Annotated in this window: 12 protein-coding genes and 2 tRNA genes; 9 read left to right on the top strand and 5 right to left on the bottom strand. The window is 72.0% G+C overall.

Features of this window, described 5'->3' with window-relative positions; translation table 11 throughout:
* Positions 1–46 precede the first annotated feature (46 nt).
* Both CI089_RS15760 and pheA read left to right on the top strand, forming a co-directional pair.
* Positions 47–943 (top strand): EamA family transporter, encoded by an 897-nt coding sequence (locus CI089_RS15760; protein ID WP_094262544.1) that lies wholly within the window; start codon positions 47–49, stop codon positions 941–943.
* Positions 940–1902, top strand: a complete 963-nt coding sequence (gene pheA, locus CI089_RS15755; RefSeq protein WP_094262357.1) for a prephenate dehydratase — start codon at positions 940–942, stop codon at positions 1900–1902. Before CI089_RS15760 ends, pheA begins: the two co-directional genes overlap by 4 nt.
* A 566-nt stretch (positions 1903–2468) precedes the next feature.
* Here pheA and CI089_RS15750 read toward each other — a convergent pair.
* The 3 genes from CI089_RS15750 to CI089_RS15740 all read right to left on the bottom strand — a co-directional run bounded on the left by CI089_RS15750 (position 2469) and on the right by CI089_RS15740 (position 6197).
* Positions 2469–3515 carry an LLM class flavin-dependent oxidoreductase gene (locus CI089_RS15750; RefSeq protein ID WP_094262356.1) on the bottom strand — a complete coding sequence of 349 codons (1047 nt, stop codon included), beginning with the start codon at positions 3513–3515 and terminating at the stop codon, positions 2469–2471.
* A 64-nt stretch (positions 3516–3579) separates the two neighbouring features.
* Entirely contained in the window at positions 3580–4944 is a 1365-nt protein-coding gene (locus CI089_RS15745) for a cryptochrome/photolyase family protein (RefSeq protein WP_094262355.1), read from the bottom strand.
* A gap of 62 nt (positions 4945–5006) precedes the next feature.
* Positions 5007–6197: a diacylglycerol/lipid kinase family protein gene (locus CI089_RS15740; RefSeq protein WP_094262354.1), complete on the bottom strand. Its 1191-nt coding sequence runs from the start codon at positions 6195–6197 to the stop codon at positions 5007–5009.
* A gap of 115 nt (positions 6198–6312) precedes the next feature.
* Here CI089_RS15740 and serS point away from each other — a divergent pair, with 115 nt between their 5' ends.
* The 3 genes from serS to CI089_RS15725 all read left to right on the top strand — a co-directional run bounded on the left by serS (position 6313) and on the right by CI089_RS15725 (position 8652).
* The gene (gene serS / locus CI089_RS15735) at positions 6313–7578 is read left to right on the top strand and encodes a serine--tRNA ligase (RefSeq protein ID WP_094262353.1); all 1266 of its coding nucleotides are present in this window, start codon (positions 6313–6315) and stop codon (positions 7576–7578) included.
* On the top strand, positions 7575–8516 hold the full coding sequence (locus CI089_RS15730) for an HAD family hydrolase (RefSeq protein ID WP_094262352.1): 942 nt from the start codon (positions 7575–7577) through the stop codon (positions 8514–8516). Before serS ends, CI089_RS15730 begins: the two co-directional genes overlap by 4 nt.
* 48 nt (positions 8517–8564) lie before the next feature.
* Positions 8565–8652: transfer RNA gene (locus CI089_RS15725), tRNA-Ser, on the top strand.
* Between the two features lie 57 nt (positions 8653–8709).
* On the opposite strand, the gene CI089_RS15720 is transcribed toward CI089_RS15725, so the two are convergent.
* On the bottom strand, positions 8710–9564 hold the full coding sequence (locus CI089_RS15720; protein ID WP_094262351.1) for a hypothetical protein: 855 nt from the start codon (positions 9562–9564) through the stop codon (positions 8710–8712).
* A gap of 302 nt (positions 9565–9866) precedes the next feature.
* Positions 9867–12299, bottom strand: a complete 2433-nt coding sequence (locus CI089_RS15715) for an acyltransferase family protein (RefSeq protein ID WP_094262350.1) — start codon at positions 12297–12299, stop codon at positions 9867–9869.
* Positions 12300–12418: 119 nt separating this feature from the next.
* On the opposite strand from CI089_RS15715, the gene CI089_RS15710 reads away from it, so the two are divergent.
* The 4 genes from CI089_RS15710 (at position 12419) to CI089_RS15695 (ending at position 16591) form a co-directional block, all read left to right on the top strand.
* The gene (locus CI089_RS15710; protein WP_143739020.1) at positions 12419–13180 is read left to right on the top strand and encodes a hypothetical protein; all 762 of its coding nucleotides are present in this window, start codon (positions 12419–12421) and stop codon (positions 13178–13180) included.
* Between the two features lie 4 nt (positions 13181–13184).
* Positions 13185–14825 carry a RecQ family ATP-dependent DNA helicase gene (locus tag CI089_RS15705; RefSeq protein ID WP_256978051.1) on the top strand — a complete coding sequence of 547 codons (1641 nt, stop codon included), beginning with the start codon at positions 13185–13187 and terminating at the stop codon, positions 14823–14825.
* Positions 14826–15098: 273 nt separating this feature from the next.
* The gene (locus CI089_RS15700) at positions 15099–16409 is read left to right on the top strand and encodes an LCP family protein (RefSeq protein ID WP_256978050.1); all 1311 of its coding nucleotides are present in this window, start codon (positions 15099–15101) and stop codon (positions 16407–16409) included.
* A 90-nt stretch (positions 16410–16499) separates the two neighbouring features.
* Positions 16500–16591 (top strand) — tRNA-Ser (locus CI089_RS15695).
* The last annotated feature ends 23 nt before the right edge of the window (positions 16592–16614 follow it).

The following is a 16614-nucleotide window of genomic DNA, read 5'->3' as shown; positions in this document are numbered from 1 at the left end:
AAAGCATTGCTTGTCGTTGATCGTCCGGCGCGGTGGACTGAGCCTCGTGACTCGACGCGACATGATCCTGGCGGCTGCGGTGGCGGCCCTGTGGGGGTTCAACTTCCTCGTCATCGACTGGGGCATGGCCGGCATCCCGCCCCTGCTCTTCGTGGCGATCCGGTTCGCCGCCGTCGCCGTCTTCGCGGTCGTGGTTCCGCGGCCCCGGGCTCGCTGGGGGTCGGTGATCGGGGTCGGGTTGTTCATGAGCCTCGGCCAGTTCGCGCTGCTGTACCTGTCGCTCGGGCTCGGACTGCAGCCGGGGCTCGCCGCCCTGCTGATGCAGGCCCAGGCGGTGTTCACCGTCGTCATCGCGGCCGGAGTGCTGCGCGAGCGCCCCACGCCGGGGCAGGTGATCGGGGTCGGCCTCGGGATCGCCGGGCTCGCGACCGTCGCCGCCGGCCGTGGGGGAGACGCTCCGGCGCTCGCCGTCGTGCTCGCGCTCGGCGCCGCGCTGTCGTGGGCCGTCGGCAACGTGATCGCCCGCCGCGCCGGCGTCGTCACCGGACGCGGACCGCTCGGCGCGCTCTCGCTCACCGTCTGGTCCGCCCTCGTCGTGCCGGTGCCCGCGCTCGGGCTGGCGCTGGTGTTCGAGGGGCCGGAAGCGATCGGCGCGGGGCTCGCCGGGTTCGGCATCCCCGCCCTCGTCTCGACGGTCTACACCGCGGGTCTGTGCACGCTCGTCGGCTACGCGATCTTCAACGGCCTGCTGGCGCGCAACCCGTCGGCCGCCGTCGTGCCGTGGGTGCTGCTGGCGCCCGTCGTGGCGATGGCGGCGGCTGCGGCGCTGCTCGGACAGATCCCCGCCCCCGCCGAGATCGTCGGCGGAGCCGTGCTCGTGGCCGGGGTCCTGGTGACGACGGTGCGCGTGCCGCGGGTGCGCCGGTCTAGGCTCGTTGCGTGACGCCCGAGCACGACGACCAGCCCGCCCGCCGCACCTACAGCTATCTCGGGCCGGCGGGGACCTTCACCGAGGCCGCCCTCGCCCAGGTGCCCGAGGCGCGCGACCAGATCTGGCGGTCGGTGCGCAACGTCGGCGAAGCGCTCGCGGACGTCGTGGACGGACGCTCGGATGCCGCGATGATCGCGATCGAGAACTCCGTCGACGGCGGCGTCTCGACGGCGCAGGACGCGCTGGCCACGATGCCGGGTCTGCGGATCGTCGGCGAGTACCTCGTTCCCGTGAACTTCGTGCTCGTGGCGCGCCCCGGCACGCGGATCGAGGACGTGTCGCTCATCGCCGCGCACCCGGTCGCCTACGCGCAGTGCCTGCAGTGGCTGCTGAAGACCCTCCCGGAGCACGCGCACCTGCCCGCCGCGAGCAACGTCGCCGCCGCGCTCGGCCTCATCGACGGGGCCAGCGACGCCGACGCGGCGATCGCCCCGCCCGGCATCCTCGAGCACCACGACCTCGAGCTGCTGGCATCCGACATCGGCGACAACGAGCACGCGGTCACCCGATTCGTCCTCGTGAGCCGCACCGTCGCGCCGCCGTCGCCGACCGGGGCCGACAAGACCTCGCTCATCGCGGAGCTGCCCGACGACCACCCCGGCGCGCTGCTCGAGCTGCTCGAGCAGTTCTCGACTCGCGGAATCAACCTGTCGCTGATCGAGTCGCGGCCGATCGGCGACGCGCTCGGACGGTACCGGTTCGTCATCGACGCCGACGGCCACGTCGCCGACGAGCGCATGGCCGACGCCCTCATGGGCGTGCGGCGCTTCAGCCCGAAGGTGCTGTTCCTCGGGTCGTACCCCCGAGCCGACCGCGCGATCGTCCGCTACCCGCAGCGCTACTCCGACGACGTCTTCGTCGAGGCGCGCGACTGGCTGCGCGCCCTGATCTCCGGCGAGCCCGAGGCCTGACCCGCCGCCGGTCCCCGTCGCCGGTCTCCGTCGAGTCGCCACAAACTGCGGGTGTCAGGGTCTCCGGACCCGCCGTTCTTGGCGAGTCGACGGCGGGGCTGGGCTGGAGTGGGGGCTGAGGCAGCTGAGCGTCGGGTCCCGCCGACAGGCTGAGCGGCGGGATCCGGGTCGCTCGTTGGATCGAACCGAAGTTCAGCCTGTATCCGGCACATCCGGCACATCCGGCCCGCGGCCATCCTCGACGAGTCGCCAGACTGTGCGTGTACGAGGGGTCTCGCACCCGCACTTCTCGGCGACTCGACGGGACGGTGAGCGGCGAGACCGCGCTGCGTTCAGGGGCGGCGGCGGGCCGGGCGCGGTGTGTGCGGGTCCCGCCAACAGGCTGATCGACGGCATCCGGGCGTCTCGGGAACCCGAACCCGCGCTCAGCCTGTACGCGGCACGCCCACTCGGACGCCCTCGGTCCGACCCAGCCCGGCCGCGCCACGCGTCGACTCGCCGGGAAGTGCGGATGCCGGGGGCGCCGGACCCGCATTTCGTGGCGAGTCGACTGGGGCCGGGGCGGGTCAGGCGGCCAGGAGCTCGAGGGTGCGGATGCGGGCGGGCGCGGCATCCGGCTGCTCGCCGTCGTGCGCGGCCGACACCGGCGAGACCATGACCTCGTCGACGCCGTGCTGCGCGGCGAAGGCGGCGAGGGCGGCCTGGGCCTCGGGGCCGGTGCCGACGAACCAGCGCGAGCGGAGCGCGTCGAGCAGGGGTGCCGCGAGGTGGTCCGAGGCCTCGGCGGCCGCGGCCTCCTCGACGGTCTCGAGGGCGATGAGTGGACGGTTTCCGCGCAAGCGCGCCATCATCCGGGCCTGCGGCAGCATGAGGGCCTCGGCCTCGGCGTCGCTGTCGGCGACGACGGCGTTGGCGGTGAGGAACGTCCGCGGCGCGTCGAGCGTCTCGGACGGGCGGAACTGATCGCGATAGAGCCCGAGCGCACGGTCGAGGCCCTCGCCCGAGAAGTGGTTCGCGAAGACGTACGGCAGGCCGAGGGCGGCGGCGAGCTGCGCCGAGTAGTCGCTCGATCCGAGCAGCCAGACATCCGGTGTCGTCGTGGCCGCGGGCGTCGCGTGGACGTCGTACGTCCCGCCCGAGGTGAACCGCACCGTCGCGCCGTCGCCGGTCACGAGGGCGAGGATGTCGCGGACGTTGTCGGGGAACCGGTCGACATCGCTCGTCGTGCCCGACTGACGCAGCAGCTGCGTGATGACGGGATCGCTGCCGGGAGCGCGGCCGATCCCGAGGTCGACGCGTCCGGGGGCGATCGCCTCGAGCGCCGCGAACTGCTCGGCGACGACGAGGGGCGAGTGATTGGGGAGCATGACGCCTCCCGAGCCGACCCGGATGCGGGAGGTGCGCGACGCCGCGGCCGCGATGAGCACCGGCGGGGTCGTCGAGGCGACGGCGGGCATGTTGTGGTGCTCGGCGAACCAGTAGCGGCGGTAGCCGAGCTCGTCCGCCCGCTGCGCGACGGTCAGCGACGCCGCGATCGCCTGCGCGCTGGTCTGTCCCGTGCGCACGGGCACGAGGTCGAGCACGGACAGGGCGGGGCGGGATGCATCAGTCATATCGCCTCTGTCAACCGTGCGGCCTCCGCAGGCATTCCCGCGCCCGCGCCTCACCGCACCCGCCTCACCGCGCCCGCTTGACCGCCTCGTACGCCCGCAGCGCCGCCTTGCGGGTCTCGGCGAGGTCGACGATCGGCTCGCGCGCGGCGCTGTCGGGAGCCCACTGGCCGATGTAGAGCCCCCTCGGGTCGAACTTCTCGGCCTGCCGCTCGGGGTTGAAGATGCGGAAATAGGGCGACGCGTCGGCGCCCGACCCCGCGACCCACTGCCAGTTGAAGGCGTTGCTGGCGCCGTCGGCGTCGACGAGGGTGTCCCAGAACCACTGCTCGCCGAGTCGCCAGTCGATGAGCAGGTTCTTCGTGAGGAAGGATGCCGTCACCATGCGCACCCGGTTGTGCATGTATCCGGTGTGCCAGAGCTCGCGCATCCCGGCATCCACCATCGGCACCCCGGTCTCGCCCCTCTCCCACGCCGTCAGGTGGTCCGGGTCGAGGGCCGGCCAGGGGAAGGCGTCGAAGCCTTTCCGCCAGTTCTTCGTCGCGAGATCGGGGAAGTGGTAGAGCGTGTGCCACGCGAACTCGCGCCAGCCGAGCTCGGAGAGGAAGCGCGAGGCGGAGGTCGCATGGGCGCCGGTGCCGCCGCCGGTTTCGATTCCGGCGTGCCAGACGGTGTGCGGGCTCAGCTCGCCCCAGCGCAGGCGTGGCGAGAGCAGCGAGGTCGCTCCGGCGCTGGGTTCGTCGCGGGCGGCGTCGTAGGTGCCGAGGTCGTCGTCGAGGAACGCACGGAGGCGTGCGCGCGCCGCCGCCTCGCCGGGCTGCCAGCGCTCGCGCAGACCGCCCGCCCAGTCGGGCCGGGTGGGCAGCAGCTCCCAATCGTCGAGGTCGTCGCCCGCGGGTGCCGACCGCAGGCCCGGGATCTCGCGAGGCCGGGGGAGCGGCTCGCGCGGGGCGGGCAGGTTGCGTGCCGCGTTCCAGAACGGGGTGAACACCGAGAACGGAGTGTCGCTGCCGGTCTTGACCGTCCACGGCTCGAACAGCACGTTGGCGGCGAACGATTCGACCTCGACGCCGCCGGAGCGGAGGCCGTCCTTCAGCTCGGCGTCGATCGTGCGCTCGGCTCCGCCGTAGCGGCGGTTCCAGTAGACGGCTCCGGCGCCGATGTCGTCGACGAGCGATCGAACGGCGGATGCCGCGGCCCCGCGGCGCAGCACGAGGTGCGACCCGCGAGCGCGCAGATCGTCGGCGAGCGATGCGAGCGAATGGTGCAGCCACCACCGGGCTGCGCCGCCGAGCGGGCGGATGCCGTCGGACTCCTCGTCGAGCACGTACAGCCCGACGACGGGTTCGCCGCGGTCGAGCGCGGCCCGGAGCGCGGGGTGGTCGGCCAGGCGCAGGTCGTCGCGGAACCAGACGATCGAAGGCGAGCTCATCCCGTCATCCTGTCGGGCCACTCCAGCGACGGCGAGCGGTTGACAGCGCTGACGCGCGGGGCTCAGTCGCCGGGCAGCGTGTGGCCGGCCGGCACGGCGACGATGAGGCCGCGCGGGTCGATGCGGGTCTGCACGTGCTTCGCCTCGCCGAACTCGTCGCCGTCGAGCTGTACCGGGTGCGGCTCCTGCGGGGCGAGCGCGACGCCGCGGCCCCGCGAGTAGACGACCGCGTTGTCCTTCGTCCGGAGCGCGAGCACGCGGCGGCCGGCGCGGAACTTCCGCAGGAAGCTGTTGTCCCACGCGACGCGGCGCCACACGAGCAGCCAGCCCCAGAAGCCCTTCGGCTGCATGATGACGACGTCGAGCTGCCCGTCGGTGATCGAGGCCTCGGGGATGAGCGCGATGCCGGCCTGCAGCGACCCGCAGTTGGCGAAGAGCACGCTCTGTACGCGCGCCGCGTGCATGCGGTGCCCGTCGAGCTGGTAGACGACGCGGAACGGCTTGGCCTTGACGAGCGAGCGCGTCGCGCCGTCGACGTACGCGACCCAGCCGACCGACTTCTTCAGCTGCGGGTTGGTGTTGGCGATCATGGCCGCGTCGAGCCCCATGCCGCCCATGACGACGAACGCGTGCTTCTCGACCTCGCCGCTCTCACGGGTGATCCGCGCCCAGCCGACGTCGATCGCGGTCCGGTCACCGCTGAAGGCCGCCTCGATCATGGTCTCGGGCTCGCTGAGGGGCAGGCCGAGGTTGCGGGCGAGCAGGTTCCCCGTCCCGCTGGGGACGATGGCGAGCGGGATGCCGCTGCCGCTCATCTCACCCGACACCGCACGCACCGTGCCGTCGCCGCCCGCCACGAGCACGACGTTCACGCCCGACTCGAGCGCCTGACGCGTGACGTCGTCGCCGAGGTCGTCGACCGTCGTCTCGTAGAAGAGCGGTTCCTCCCATCCCGCGGCCTCGGCCGCGCGCAGCACCTGCTCGCGCAGGGCGTCGCCGTCGACCTTGATGGGGTTGTAGACGAGGGCCGCCTTGGGGTGGGGCTTCTCCGCGCCGCCCGCCATCGGCTCCGTCTCGCCCTCGGGGCCGACGCGGCGAGCCTCGCCGGTCTCGCCGTCGGTCGTGTCGGGGGCGATGTCTTCGGGTTCGCGGATGACGTCGTCGGGAGCCGCCGCCTGTTCCGGATCGGGGGCCGGGGAGGTGGGATCGTCGGAACGCTCCCGCGCGGAGGTGTCGTCGGACTCGGTCGCCATGGCTACACCCTAGGCGCGGCCGCCGATGCGGGATTGCCCCTTGCGCCGTGACTCCGCGCGGGTCCCGGTGTTCGCGGTCCGGCTGGGCCGATGCTCGCGACCCTAGACTTGACGCGTGATCGACCTCGCATTGCTCCGTGAACAGCCCGACCTGGTCAAACTCTCGCAGGTGAAGCGCGGGAACTCGTCGGAGAGCGTGGATGACGCCATCGCCGCCGACCGCGAGCGCCGCGAGGCCATCACGACGTTCGAGCGGCTCCGCGCCGAGCAGAACGCTCACGGCAAGAAGGTCGCGCAGGCCCCGAAGGACGAGAAGGCCGCTCTCGTCGCCGAGGCCAAGCAGCTCAGCGAACGGGTCAAGCAGGCGCAGCAGGCCGTCACCGCGGCCGAGGAGGCCGCCGATGCCGCGCTCGCGCGCATCGAGAACATCGTCATCGACGACGTGCCCGCGGGCGGCGAGGCCGACTTCGTCACGCTCCGCACGCACGGTGAGCCGCCGTCGTTCGACTTCGAGCCGCTCGACCACCTCGCTCTCGGCGAGAAGCTCGGTGCGATCGACATGGAGCGCGGCACGAAGGTCGCCGGCAGCCGGTTCTACTTCCTCAGCGGCATCGGCGCGCGTCTGGAGATCGCGCTCATGATGCTCGGCCTCGACCGTGCGCTCGCCGCCGGGTTCACGCCGCTGATCCCGCCGACGCTCGTGCGCCCCGAGGTCATGCGGGGCACCGGCTTCCTCGGTGAGCACGCGGCGGAGGTCTACCACCTCGAAGAGGACGACGCCTACCTCGTCGGTACGAGCGAGGTTCCCCTCGCCGGGTACCACATGGACGAGATCCTCGACCTCGAGCGCGGCGCCAAGCGGTACGCCGGCTGGTCGACCTGCTACCGGCGCGAGGCCGGCTCGTACGGCAAGGACACGCGCGGCATCATCCGCGTGCACCAGTTCAACAAGCTCGAGATGTTCGTCTACACGACGCCGGGCGACGCTGAGGCCGAGCACCTGCGCCTCGTCGAGATGCAGGAGCGGATGCTGCAGGACCTCGGGCTGTCGTACCGCGTCATCGACGTCGCGGCCGGCGACCTCGGCTCGAGCGCCGCGCGCAAGTACGACATCGAGGCGTGGGTGCCCACGCAGGGCGCGTACCGCGAGCTCACGTCGACCTCGAACTGCACGACGTACCAGGCGCGTCGCCTCGACATCCGTCACCGCCCCGACGGCGGCAAGACCGAGCCGGTGGCGACCCTCAACGGCACGCTCGCCACGACCCGGTGGATCGTCGCCCTTCTCGAGACCCATCAGCGCGAGGACGGCTCGGTCGTGATCCCCGAGGTGCTGCGGCCCTACCTCGGCGGCCTCGAGGTCGCGGAGCCGATCGCATGACCGGCGCAGACGGCGGGATGACTCAAGCCCCCGACGCGCTTCCCGACGAGGGCGGCATCGAGGTCGTCGCCCCGCGCGATGCGGCCGAGATCGTCGAGGACGTCGCCGAGGTCATGCCGGCGGTCGCCGGCGCCTCACGGCTGATGATCGTGCTCGACATCGACGGCACCGTGCTGCTCGAGGACGAGACGCTCAGCCCGGGCGTGGTCGAGGCGGTGGCCGACGCGCACGCCGCCGGTCACGAGGTGATGCTCGCGACAGGGCGCTCGTGGGAGGGCACGCACGGCATCCTCGGGTCGCTCGCGCTGAACCCCGACTACGTCGTGTGCTCGAACGGCGCCGTCATCCTCAAGCGGATCGACGACGACTTCGCCGACGTGCTCGCGTACGAGCGCTTCTTCATCGAGACGTTCGATCCGGCCGAGGTGCTCGGCCTGCTGCGCCAGCACCTGCCGCACGCCCGCTACATGGTCGAGCTGCCCGACGGGCGCCGCCTCTACACCGAGGAGCTCCACGACTGGAACCTCCACGATGCCGACAAGGTCGCCTTCGCGGAGCTGTCGGAGCAGGAGGTGTGCCGCGTCGTCGTGGTCTCTCCCGATGAGACCGACTCCGACTTCGTCGAGCTGGTCGACCGCATCGGCCTGAACAAGGTGTCGTACGCGGTGGGCTGGTCGGCGTGGCTCGACATCGCGCCGCAGGGCGTGGACAAGTCCACGGCGCTCGAGCGGGTGCGCACCTGGCTCGACATCGAGCCGGCCGACGTCCTCGTCATGGGCGACGGCCGCAACGACATCGGGATGTTCCGCTGGGCGCGCGAGCGCGGTGGGCGGGCGATCGCGATGGCGCAGGGTGCGACCGAGCTGCTGGCCGAGGCATCCGAGACCACCGTGTCGGTTCAGGAGGGCGGCGTCGCGGCCATCCTCCGCTCGCTCTGACCGGGGTCGCGGGCGGCTAGGATCGAAGCTCAGCGGTTCGCGCCGCTGGGAGGGTTGTCCGAGCGGCCGAAGGATCCAGTCTTGAAAACTGGTGGGCAGCAATGTCCCGTGGGTTCGAATCCCACACCCTCCGCCAGAATCCGGCCGGCTGTTCGGCCGGGCACGGCGACGTACCCGGCCGAACAGCTGATGGTCACGGAAGCCGGAAGTAGACCTCGTCGCCGAGGATGCCCGGCGTCACGCGGATGAGGCCGTCGAGCGAGGACGGCACGAGGTACACCTGCTTGCCGGTGTCGGACGCCCCGGCCAGCAGGCTCGCCGTGCCGAAGGTGGGCTCCACGCCGGAGACGAGGCTGTCCCAGGTGGAGATCACGGTGCCGTCCGCGGCGACGTACTCGACCTGGACGAGCATGGAGCTGCCGTCGCCGCTTCCCTTGTAGGTCGCCGTCATGTCGAGGATGACGTACTGGGTGCCCTCGCCGGGCTCCGTGTTGAACGGGTTTCCCGCCATCACGACATCGTTTCCGTTGCGCTCGAAAGAGTTGAGCGTCACGTCCCAGTCGTTGTTGCTGATCGACGCGCTGAACGGCAGGGGGTCCTCGCGCGTGCCGGTGGGTCCGTCGGTCGTGGCCTCGTCGGCCGTCTCGGCCTGCGGTGCGGCATCGGCGGGGGCTTCGTTCACCGTCGTGCTTCCGCCCCTCGCCTCATCGACAGCGTCCGAGAGCGCGGTGGCGACGACGAAGGTGAAGACGAGGAAGCCGACGATGGTTCCCACGATCGAGACGATGATCGCCGTGAGTCCCTGCCACTTGACACGACCCGACAGGCAGACGGCGACGATGCCCAGGATGAAGCCGGCCGGCAGGAGGATCCAGCCGAGGAGCAGCGCGCCGGGTATGCAGGCGAAGAGGAATCCGACAGCGGAGACCGCGAGGGCGACGATGCCGACGGCGTTGCGGCGCTTCGCCGGCACGCCGGCGGGCTGAGGCGGGTAGTACGGAGCGGGCTGCGTTTCGGGCGCGCTGGACGGCGGCGGAGTGGTGGTCATGCGGATCTCCAGATAGAACGGTGTGATGCCACGCAGACACGACGAGCGTCGTCAGGTGGCGCCCCCAGAGCAGCCACGTCGAACGGGCACCTCAAACTAGTCCTCCGCTCGCGCAGACCCGGACGTGCGAATCGCTGGCGGCCGCCTTCGACGCGACGATCCGGCGCTGCCGACGCCCGGAAACGCGGGCGAGACCACGACCGGAGTCGGGTGACGGATCAGCCATCGCTGGCATACGACACGCACATTCCGGCCCGAAGTTCATCCAAACGGATGAAGGTCCCCGTCCGCGGCTCGCCCTGCTAGAGCAGCCCGCGTGCGGCGAGTTCGGCGCGCAGCGCCGGGACGATGTGCTCGGCGTACGCGACGGTCAGGTGCGTGCGGTCGTAGCGCGTGGGGATGTCGCCCGCGAACGCGGGGCACACGAGCTCCCAGCAGGTGAACGCGAGCGAGCTCACCGCGTGATTTCCGGATGCCGCCGCCACGCGCTCGGCAGCCGACTCCATCTGGCCCCACGTGCTCGAGACGCCCGCGGCGCAGCCGTACGGCGAGGCGGCGGGAGAGTAGCAGCGTCCGAGATCGGCGCCCTCCGGCGGCGGCGCCAGGTGGACGATGCGCCCCGGCATCCCGTAGCTGTCGGCTTCGGCCTCCTGGGCGGCGAGCAGTGCATCAGCCGAAAGGTCGGCTCCGTCGGGGGTGTGCCCGAGTGTGTACGCGTTCGAGATCACGACGAGGGTGGGCGCGTCGGCGAGGATCATGGCGCGGACATCGGCCTTCCGCTGCGGGCACGCCGCCATCACGCCCGCGCCGTCGTTCTGCACGGCGACGTCGGTGAAACGGCATCCGTAGAGGCCCACCGTCGTCACGCGGATGCCGCCGTCGCTGTCATCGGCGAGCTTGCGGAACGCCGGGGCGTAGGCCATCGCGGTCGAGTCGCCGACGAGATAGATGTGGACGGGCGCGTCCGAGCTGCCCGAGGAGCAGCCCGCTGCTGTCGGTGAGACATCGGGCGAGAAGCAGTCGCGCGCCGGGTTGCTCGCCGACGACCGCGTCATGACCTCGTCGAGCGAGGGATGCAGCTCGGGCCACTCGCTCGCGGTCGCGGCCGCGGCGAGCTCTGCCTGCAGGGCGGCGACCGCGTCGCCGGGGTCTGCGTCGGCCGCGTCGCTCGCGGCGTCGGCGGCGCCCGCGGGCGGGAAGGCGACGAGCGATGCCGTGAGGCCGCCGAAGACGTTCTGGACGACCAGCACGACCGCGAGGGCGGCGATGCCGAGCCCGGATGCCGCGAGCAGCGCCGGCGGGCCGAAACGAGCGCGCCACGCGGCCCAGGGCGCAGAAGCGTCGGACGTAGGTTCTGTGGTCGTCGCCGTCGCCGTCGCGGGCGCGGGTGCGGGTGCGGGTGCGGGTGCGGCTATCGGTGCGGGCGCATCGTGACGAGCAATGCCCGCGGACTCGGGGCGGGGCATACCCGGGTAATAGCGCGTCCCGGGAGTCCAGCCCGCGGGCCGGGTGCTGAGCGCGCGCGGCGCCGGTGCCGGCGCGGCATTCCGAGCGGGCGCCGCATCCCGAACCGGCGCGGCATCGGGAGCCGGCACCGGGGCCGCAGCGGCATCCTCGCGCGCCGTCTCCGTTGATGTGGCGCTCGCCGACCGCACGTACGGCGCGAAGCGGAAGGGACGCTCGACGAGGTGGTACGAGGCCACGGCGAGGACGGCCGTGATCGCGAGCACGAGCACCGTCGTGGCCTCCCGGGCGGGCAGCAGAACGTCGGCGAACACGATGACCGGGAAGTGCCAGAGGTACAGCGAGTACGACACGTCGCCCGCGAAGACGCTCACCGGGTTCGTCAGCGGGAAGAGGTGCCGATGCCGCGGGTCGCCGGGCACGCCGCCCGCGAGCACGAGTGCCGTGGCGACCACGGGCAGGGCGGCCCACGGAGCCGGGAACCCGCCCGCCGCGGGATCGATGACGGCGAACGCCACGATGAGGCCTCCGACGCCGACCCACGACGCGAGTCCGCCGATGACGGGCGGGATGCGGCGCAGCAGCGGCACCATCGCGGCGATGAGCGCCCCGATCGCCAGCTCCCACGCGCGGGTGAAGGTGGAGAAGTAGGCCGCGACGGCGGCATCCGCGCTCTGCAGCATCGCCCACGCGAACGAGGTGGCGACGACGGCTGCCGCGAGCGTCGCCGCGGCCGCGGCCGCCGCGGCGCCGCGTCGACGGGCGGCGGGCAGAAGCGAGACCGCCAGCAGGAGCAGCAGCGGCCACGCGAGGTAGAACTGCTCCTCGACCGCGAGCGACCAGAAGTGCTGGAGCGGCGAGACGGCGTCGTCGGCGTGGAAGTAGTCGGTGCCGACCGCGGTGAATCGCCAGTTGGCGGCGAATCCCGCCGACCACAGGGCGTCGACGAGCGTCTGCTCGGCGCGTGGGCGATTGAACACGACGAAGGCGCTGGCCGCCGTGGCGATGAGGACGACGACAGCGAGGGGCAGGATGCGGCGGGCGCGCCGGCCGGCGAAGGCGGCGAGGCGGATGCCGCCCGACCGCTGCACCTCGCGCAGCAGCGCGCCGGTGATGAGGAAGCCCGAGACGACGAAGAACACGTCGACCCCGACGAAACCGCCGCGTGGCCAGCCGGCCGCGTGCGCGCCGATGACCGCGAGGACGGCGAGGGCCCGGAGGCCCTGGATGTCGCGTCGCGGCGTCGGGTGGGGGAGCGTCGGGCTGTTCACATGGCGTCCGGAAGGGCGCCACCGAGTGTAGTGGGAGCGATCTCACTGCGGCGATAGCGCATCGGCATCCCAGCGCAACCCCTGTGCGCAAGGAGCAGGAAACCGGGTTCGCTGGTGCTATGACAGCTCTTCCTCGAGCGCCTCTCGCCCGCGTCGCCGGGATGCTGCTCCGCGGGCTCTTCGCCGCTCTGCTGGTTCTGCGTCGGCCGCGTCCGATCCACGTGCGGGGAACGATGTTCAGCGGCACGCTGCGCTGGGTCGGCCCGGAACGGCGATCCGGGATCTCGTGGATCGACCACCCGCCGGCCGCCGGAGAGACGCCGGTGGTCGCGCGCCTGTCGCGATCACTCGGACTCCCGGACGCTCTGCCCGACATCTTCGGGCTCGCGCTCCGCGTCACCGCTGACCCCGAGTCGCCGGAGGCCGGCGCGGCTGACATCGAGTTCGCCTCGACAGGACGGGGCGTGCCGCTGCGCTACGCGCTGCTGCCCCTGCGCCGGCCCGAGCGCGCGCGTTTCGGCATCCTGCTGCCCTACCGCGGTCGCCGGGGTCCGGTGCTGCTCTCGGCGACGACCGTGGACGGCGGCCCGGATGCCGCGGACTGGCGGCTCATGCTCTCGTTCGCCTCGCCGCTCGGCCCGTGGCGTCCGTTCGCGCTCATACGGCTCACGCGCGCCGCGTGGCCGGGTGCCCAGCCCCGATTCGACGCCGGACGGCGGGTGCTACCCGGCGCCCGGGTCTACCCCTGGGTGCGAGCGCTGCGCCAGCCGTCGTACGACCGCGTGCAGCGGCGCGGGCTGTCGCCCGCTGATGACGCGCCTTCCACACCGGAGGCGCCGGCGCAAGCGGCGTGCACGGTCGCGGCCGGCGCGATGGACTGAGCCGGTGCAGCCCGACGAGATCGCCCGTGTCGCCCGAGAGTCCTTCGGCATCGAGGAGCTGCGTCCGCAGCAGCTCGACGCGATCGAGGCGGCGGTCGCCGGGCGCGACGTGCTGGTCGTCTGGGCGACCGGCGCGGGCAAGTCCGCCGTCTACCAGGTCGCCGCGGCCCTCCGGCCCGGCCTGACCGCGATCGTCTCGCCCCTCATCGCGCTGCAGGAGGACCAGCTCGCGCGCATCGAGGAGGCGCCCGATGCGCCCGACGGCGTCGCCCTGAACTCGAGCCGGGGCGTGCGCGCCCAGCGCGAGGCCTGGGACGCGATCCGGTCAGGGGAGGCCTCGTACGTCCTTCTCGCGCCCGAACAGCTCGCGAAGGACGAGGTCGTCGCCGAGCTCGCCGAGGCCGGGGTCTCGCTGCTGGTCGTGGACGAGGCGCACTGCATCGCAGCCTGGGGGCACGACTTCCGGCCCGACTACCTGATGCTGGGCGAGGTCTCCGAGCGCCTGGGGCGTCCGCCGATCCTCGCAATGACCGCGACGGCCACGAGCCCGGTCCGCACCGAGATCATCGAGCGGCTCGGGATGGACGACCCGGCCATCCTCGTGGGCGATGTCGACCGGCCGAACATCGAGCTGAACGTCCGCCGGCACTCCGAGAAGTCGGGCAAGCGCGACGCCGTGATCGACGAGGTAGTGAAGCTGCCGGGGCCCGGGCTGCTGTACACCGCCACCCGGCGCGGCACCGAGGAGTACGCCGAGGCGCTGCAGGAACGGGGGATCAACGCGGTCGCGTACCACGCCGGCCTGTCGGCGAAGGAACGCAACGGGGTGCACGAGGCATTCCACGACGGCGAGGTCGACGTCGTGGTCGCCACCTCCGCATTCGGGATGGGGATCGACAAGGCCGACGTGCGCTTCGTCGTCCACGCCGACATCCCCGACTCCATCGACGCCTACTATCAGGAGCTCGGTCGCGCCGGTCGGGACGGCGAGCCTGCGACGGCGACGCTCCACTACCGACCCGAAGACCTGTCGCTGCGACGTTTCTTCGCGGCGTCGGCACCGAAGCGCGGCGAGCTCAAGCGACTCGTCGACGCCATCGCCGGCGGGACGCGGTCGCGCGCCGAGATCGCCGCAGCCGGCGGGCTGTCGGCCCGTCGCGTCACCGCGCTGCTGACGGTTCTCGTGGATGCGGGCGCGGTGCGGACGAGTCGCGCCGGGGTCGCGCTGCGGCGGGGGATGACCGTGGAGCGCGCTGTCGACGCTGCGTTGGAGAGGTCGGCCGAGCGGGAACGCATCGACGCCTCCCGCATCGAGATGCTCCGCAGCTATGCCGAGACCCGTCGGTGCCGGCGGGCGACGCTGCTCGGTTACTTCGGTCAGGACTACGTCGAGCCGTGCGAGAACTGCGACACGTGCGCGGCATCCGCGAACGACCGCGCGGCGCGCGAGGACACCTCGGAGGAACGGGGTGATCACGCCGGCGGTCCCTTCCGCGTCGACGACGTCGTCCGCCACCACGAGTGGGGCGAGGGGACGGTCATGGCGGTGGAGGACGACCGCGTGACCGTCTTCTTCGAATCGCAGGGGTACAAGGTGCTCGCCACGGAGCTGGTGGCCGAGCGCGGCCTGCTCGCCCCCGCCTGATCCCCGGACGCGACTCGCCCCTGGGAGCGGTTACCAGTCTCGCTCCGTTCCGGCCGGTTGCCCGCTCGCGGCTGGTTAGCGTGCAGGTGAGCGCGACGAGCATGTCGGGCGGTGGCGGCTGACTGGGGGGGGCGTCACCGCCTCGCATGTCCGGGGCGCTCACAGACTTTCCAGACATCCGTCCCTATGATGAGTCGGTCACCGGGAGTGCCTGCGCGACGCGAAGAGCGTGCACCCGAACGCACTCCTCGCCTGCTCGTCGAGAGGACACCCGTGAGCGCACGTTCCGATGCGAAGGCGTCGCGGCGCCGTCGTCGTCCCGTCGCCCGGCACGGCCAGCTGCGGTCGCCGAACCCGCTGACCCAGATCCTGGCGGTGCTCGGCGTCATGGTCGCCGTCGTGGTCGTGAGCGGTGCCGCCGTCGGCGGTTTCTACGTGTGGAACGCCACCCAGGTCGTGGCCGACGCGGGCGTCTCGATCGGTGACGACGACTCGCAGCTCCCCCCGACGATCGGCGAGATCGAGGGCGGCGTGAACCTGCTCGTGGTCGGCACCGACTCGTGCGAGGGCGCGAACGCCGAGCTGTCGGGTGCCTGTCAGGCGAAGGACACCGACGGTGAGCGCAACGATGTGACGATGCTCGTGCACATCAGCGACGAGCCGCGACGCGTGACCGTCATCTCGTTCCCGCGCGACATGATCGTCCCGATCCCCGCCTGCACCGGCGAGGACGGCACCCAGTACTCCGCGATGAGCGCTCAGATGCTCAATGTCTCGTACATGTACGGCGGACTCGCGTGCACCGTCAGCACGATCGAAGAGCTGACGGGCATCGACATCCAGTTCGCCGCCGCGACCCGCTGGACCGGCGTCATCAACATGTCCGACGCGATCGGCGGCGTCGACGTCTGCGTGTCGGCCGACATCAACGACCGCTACACGGGCCTGAGTCTCGCGAAGGGCAACCACACCCTGCAAGGCACCGAGGCGCTGCAATTCCTCCGCACGCGGTACGGGATCGGCGACGGCTCCGATCTCGGGCGGATCTCGAACCAGCAGCAGTTCATGAGCTCGATGGTGCGCAAGCTGCAGTCCGACGGCGTGCTCGGCAATCCGACGGCGCTGCTCAACCTCGCCACCACCGCCGTCGACCAGGTCGCCAGCGGACAGATCAAGCTGAGCTCGTCGCTGTCGAGCCCGCAGCGGATGGTGCAGATCGCCCTCGCCATGCGCAGCGTGCCCTACGAGGACATCGTGTTCGTGCAGTACCCCACGGCGTACGTCGACGGCGGGCTGCGCGTCCGGCCCGTCGAGAGCGCCGCGAAGGTGCTGTTCGACGCGCTCGCCGCCAACCAGCCGGTGCAGCTGAGCGGATCGACGAGCGACGGCTACAGCACCGAGGTCGTCGGCGAGGCGGCACCCCCCGCACCTGCCCCGACCGATTCCGCGGCTCCCGCCGACCCCGCGGCGACGCCGGATGCGCCCGCGACGGAGGCGCCCGAGGCCGGTGCCCCGGTCGTGCTGCCGGAGTCGGTCACGGGCCAGACGGCGGCACAGGTGACCTGTACCGTGGGCCAGGGCTGACACGGCGCCGTCCGGCCCTCGATTCGGAGCCTGGGGCAGTCCGGGCTATGATTGCCGGGTGCATCCGCGCCGTCTCGCGTCGGATGCCGTGGAGACGTCGCATAGTCAGGCCTAGTGCACCACCCTGCTAAGGTGGAGTCCCCGTAAGGGGACCGAGGGTTCAAATCCCTCCGTCTCCGCCACGACGAGAGCCCCGGTCCGCCGG

The organism is Microbacterium sp. Yaish 1 (genome assembly GCF_002245215.1).
GTDB lineage: Bacteria > Actinomycetota > Actinomycetes > Actinomycetales > Microbacteriaceae > Microbacterium.
Note: the sequence above shows the minus strand (reverse complement) of the source record. Positions and strands in the feature narration are given on the sequence as shown.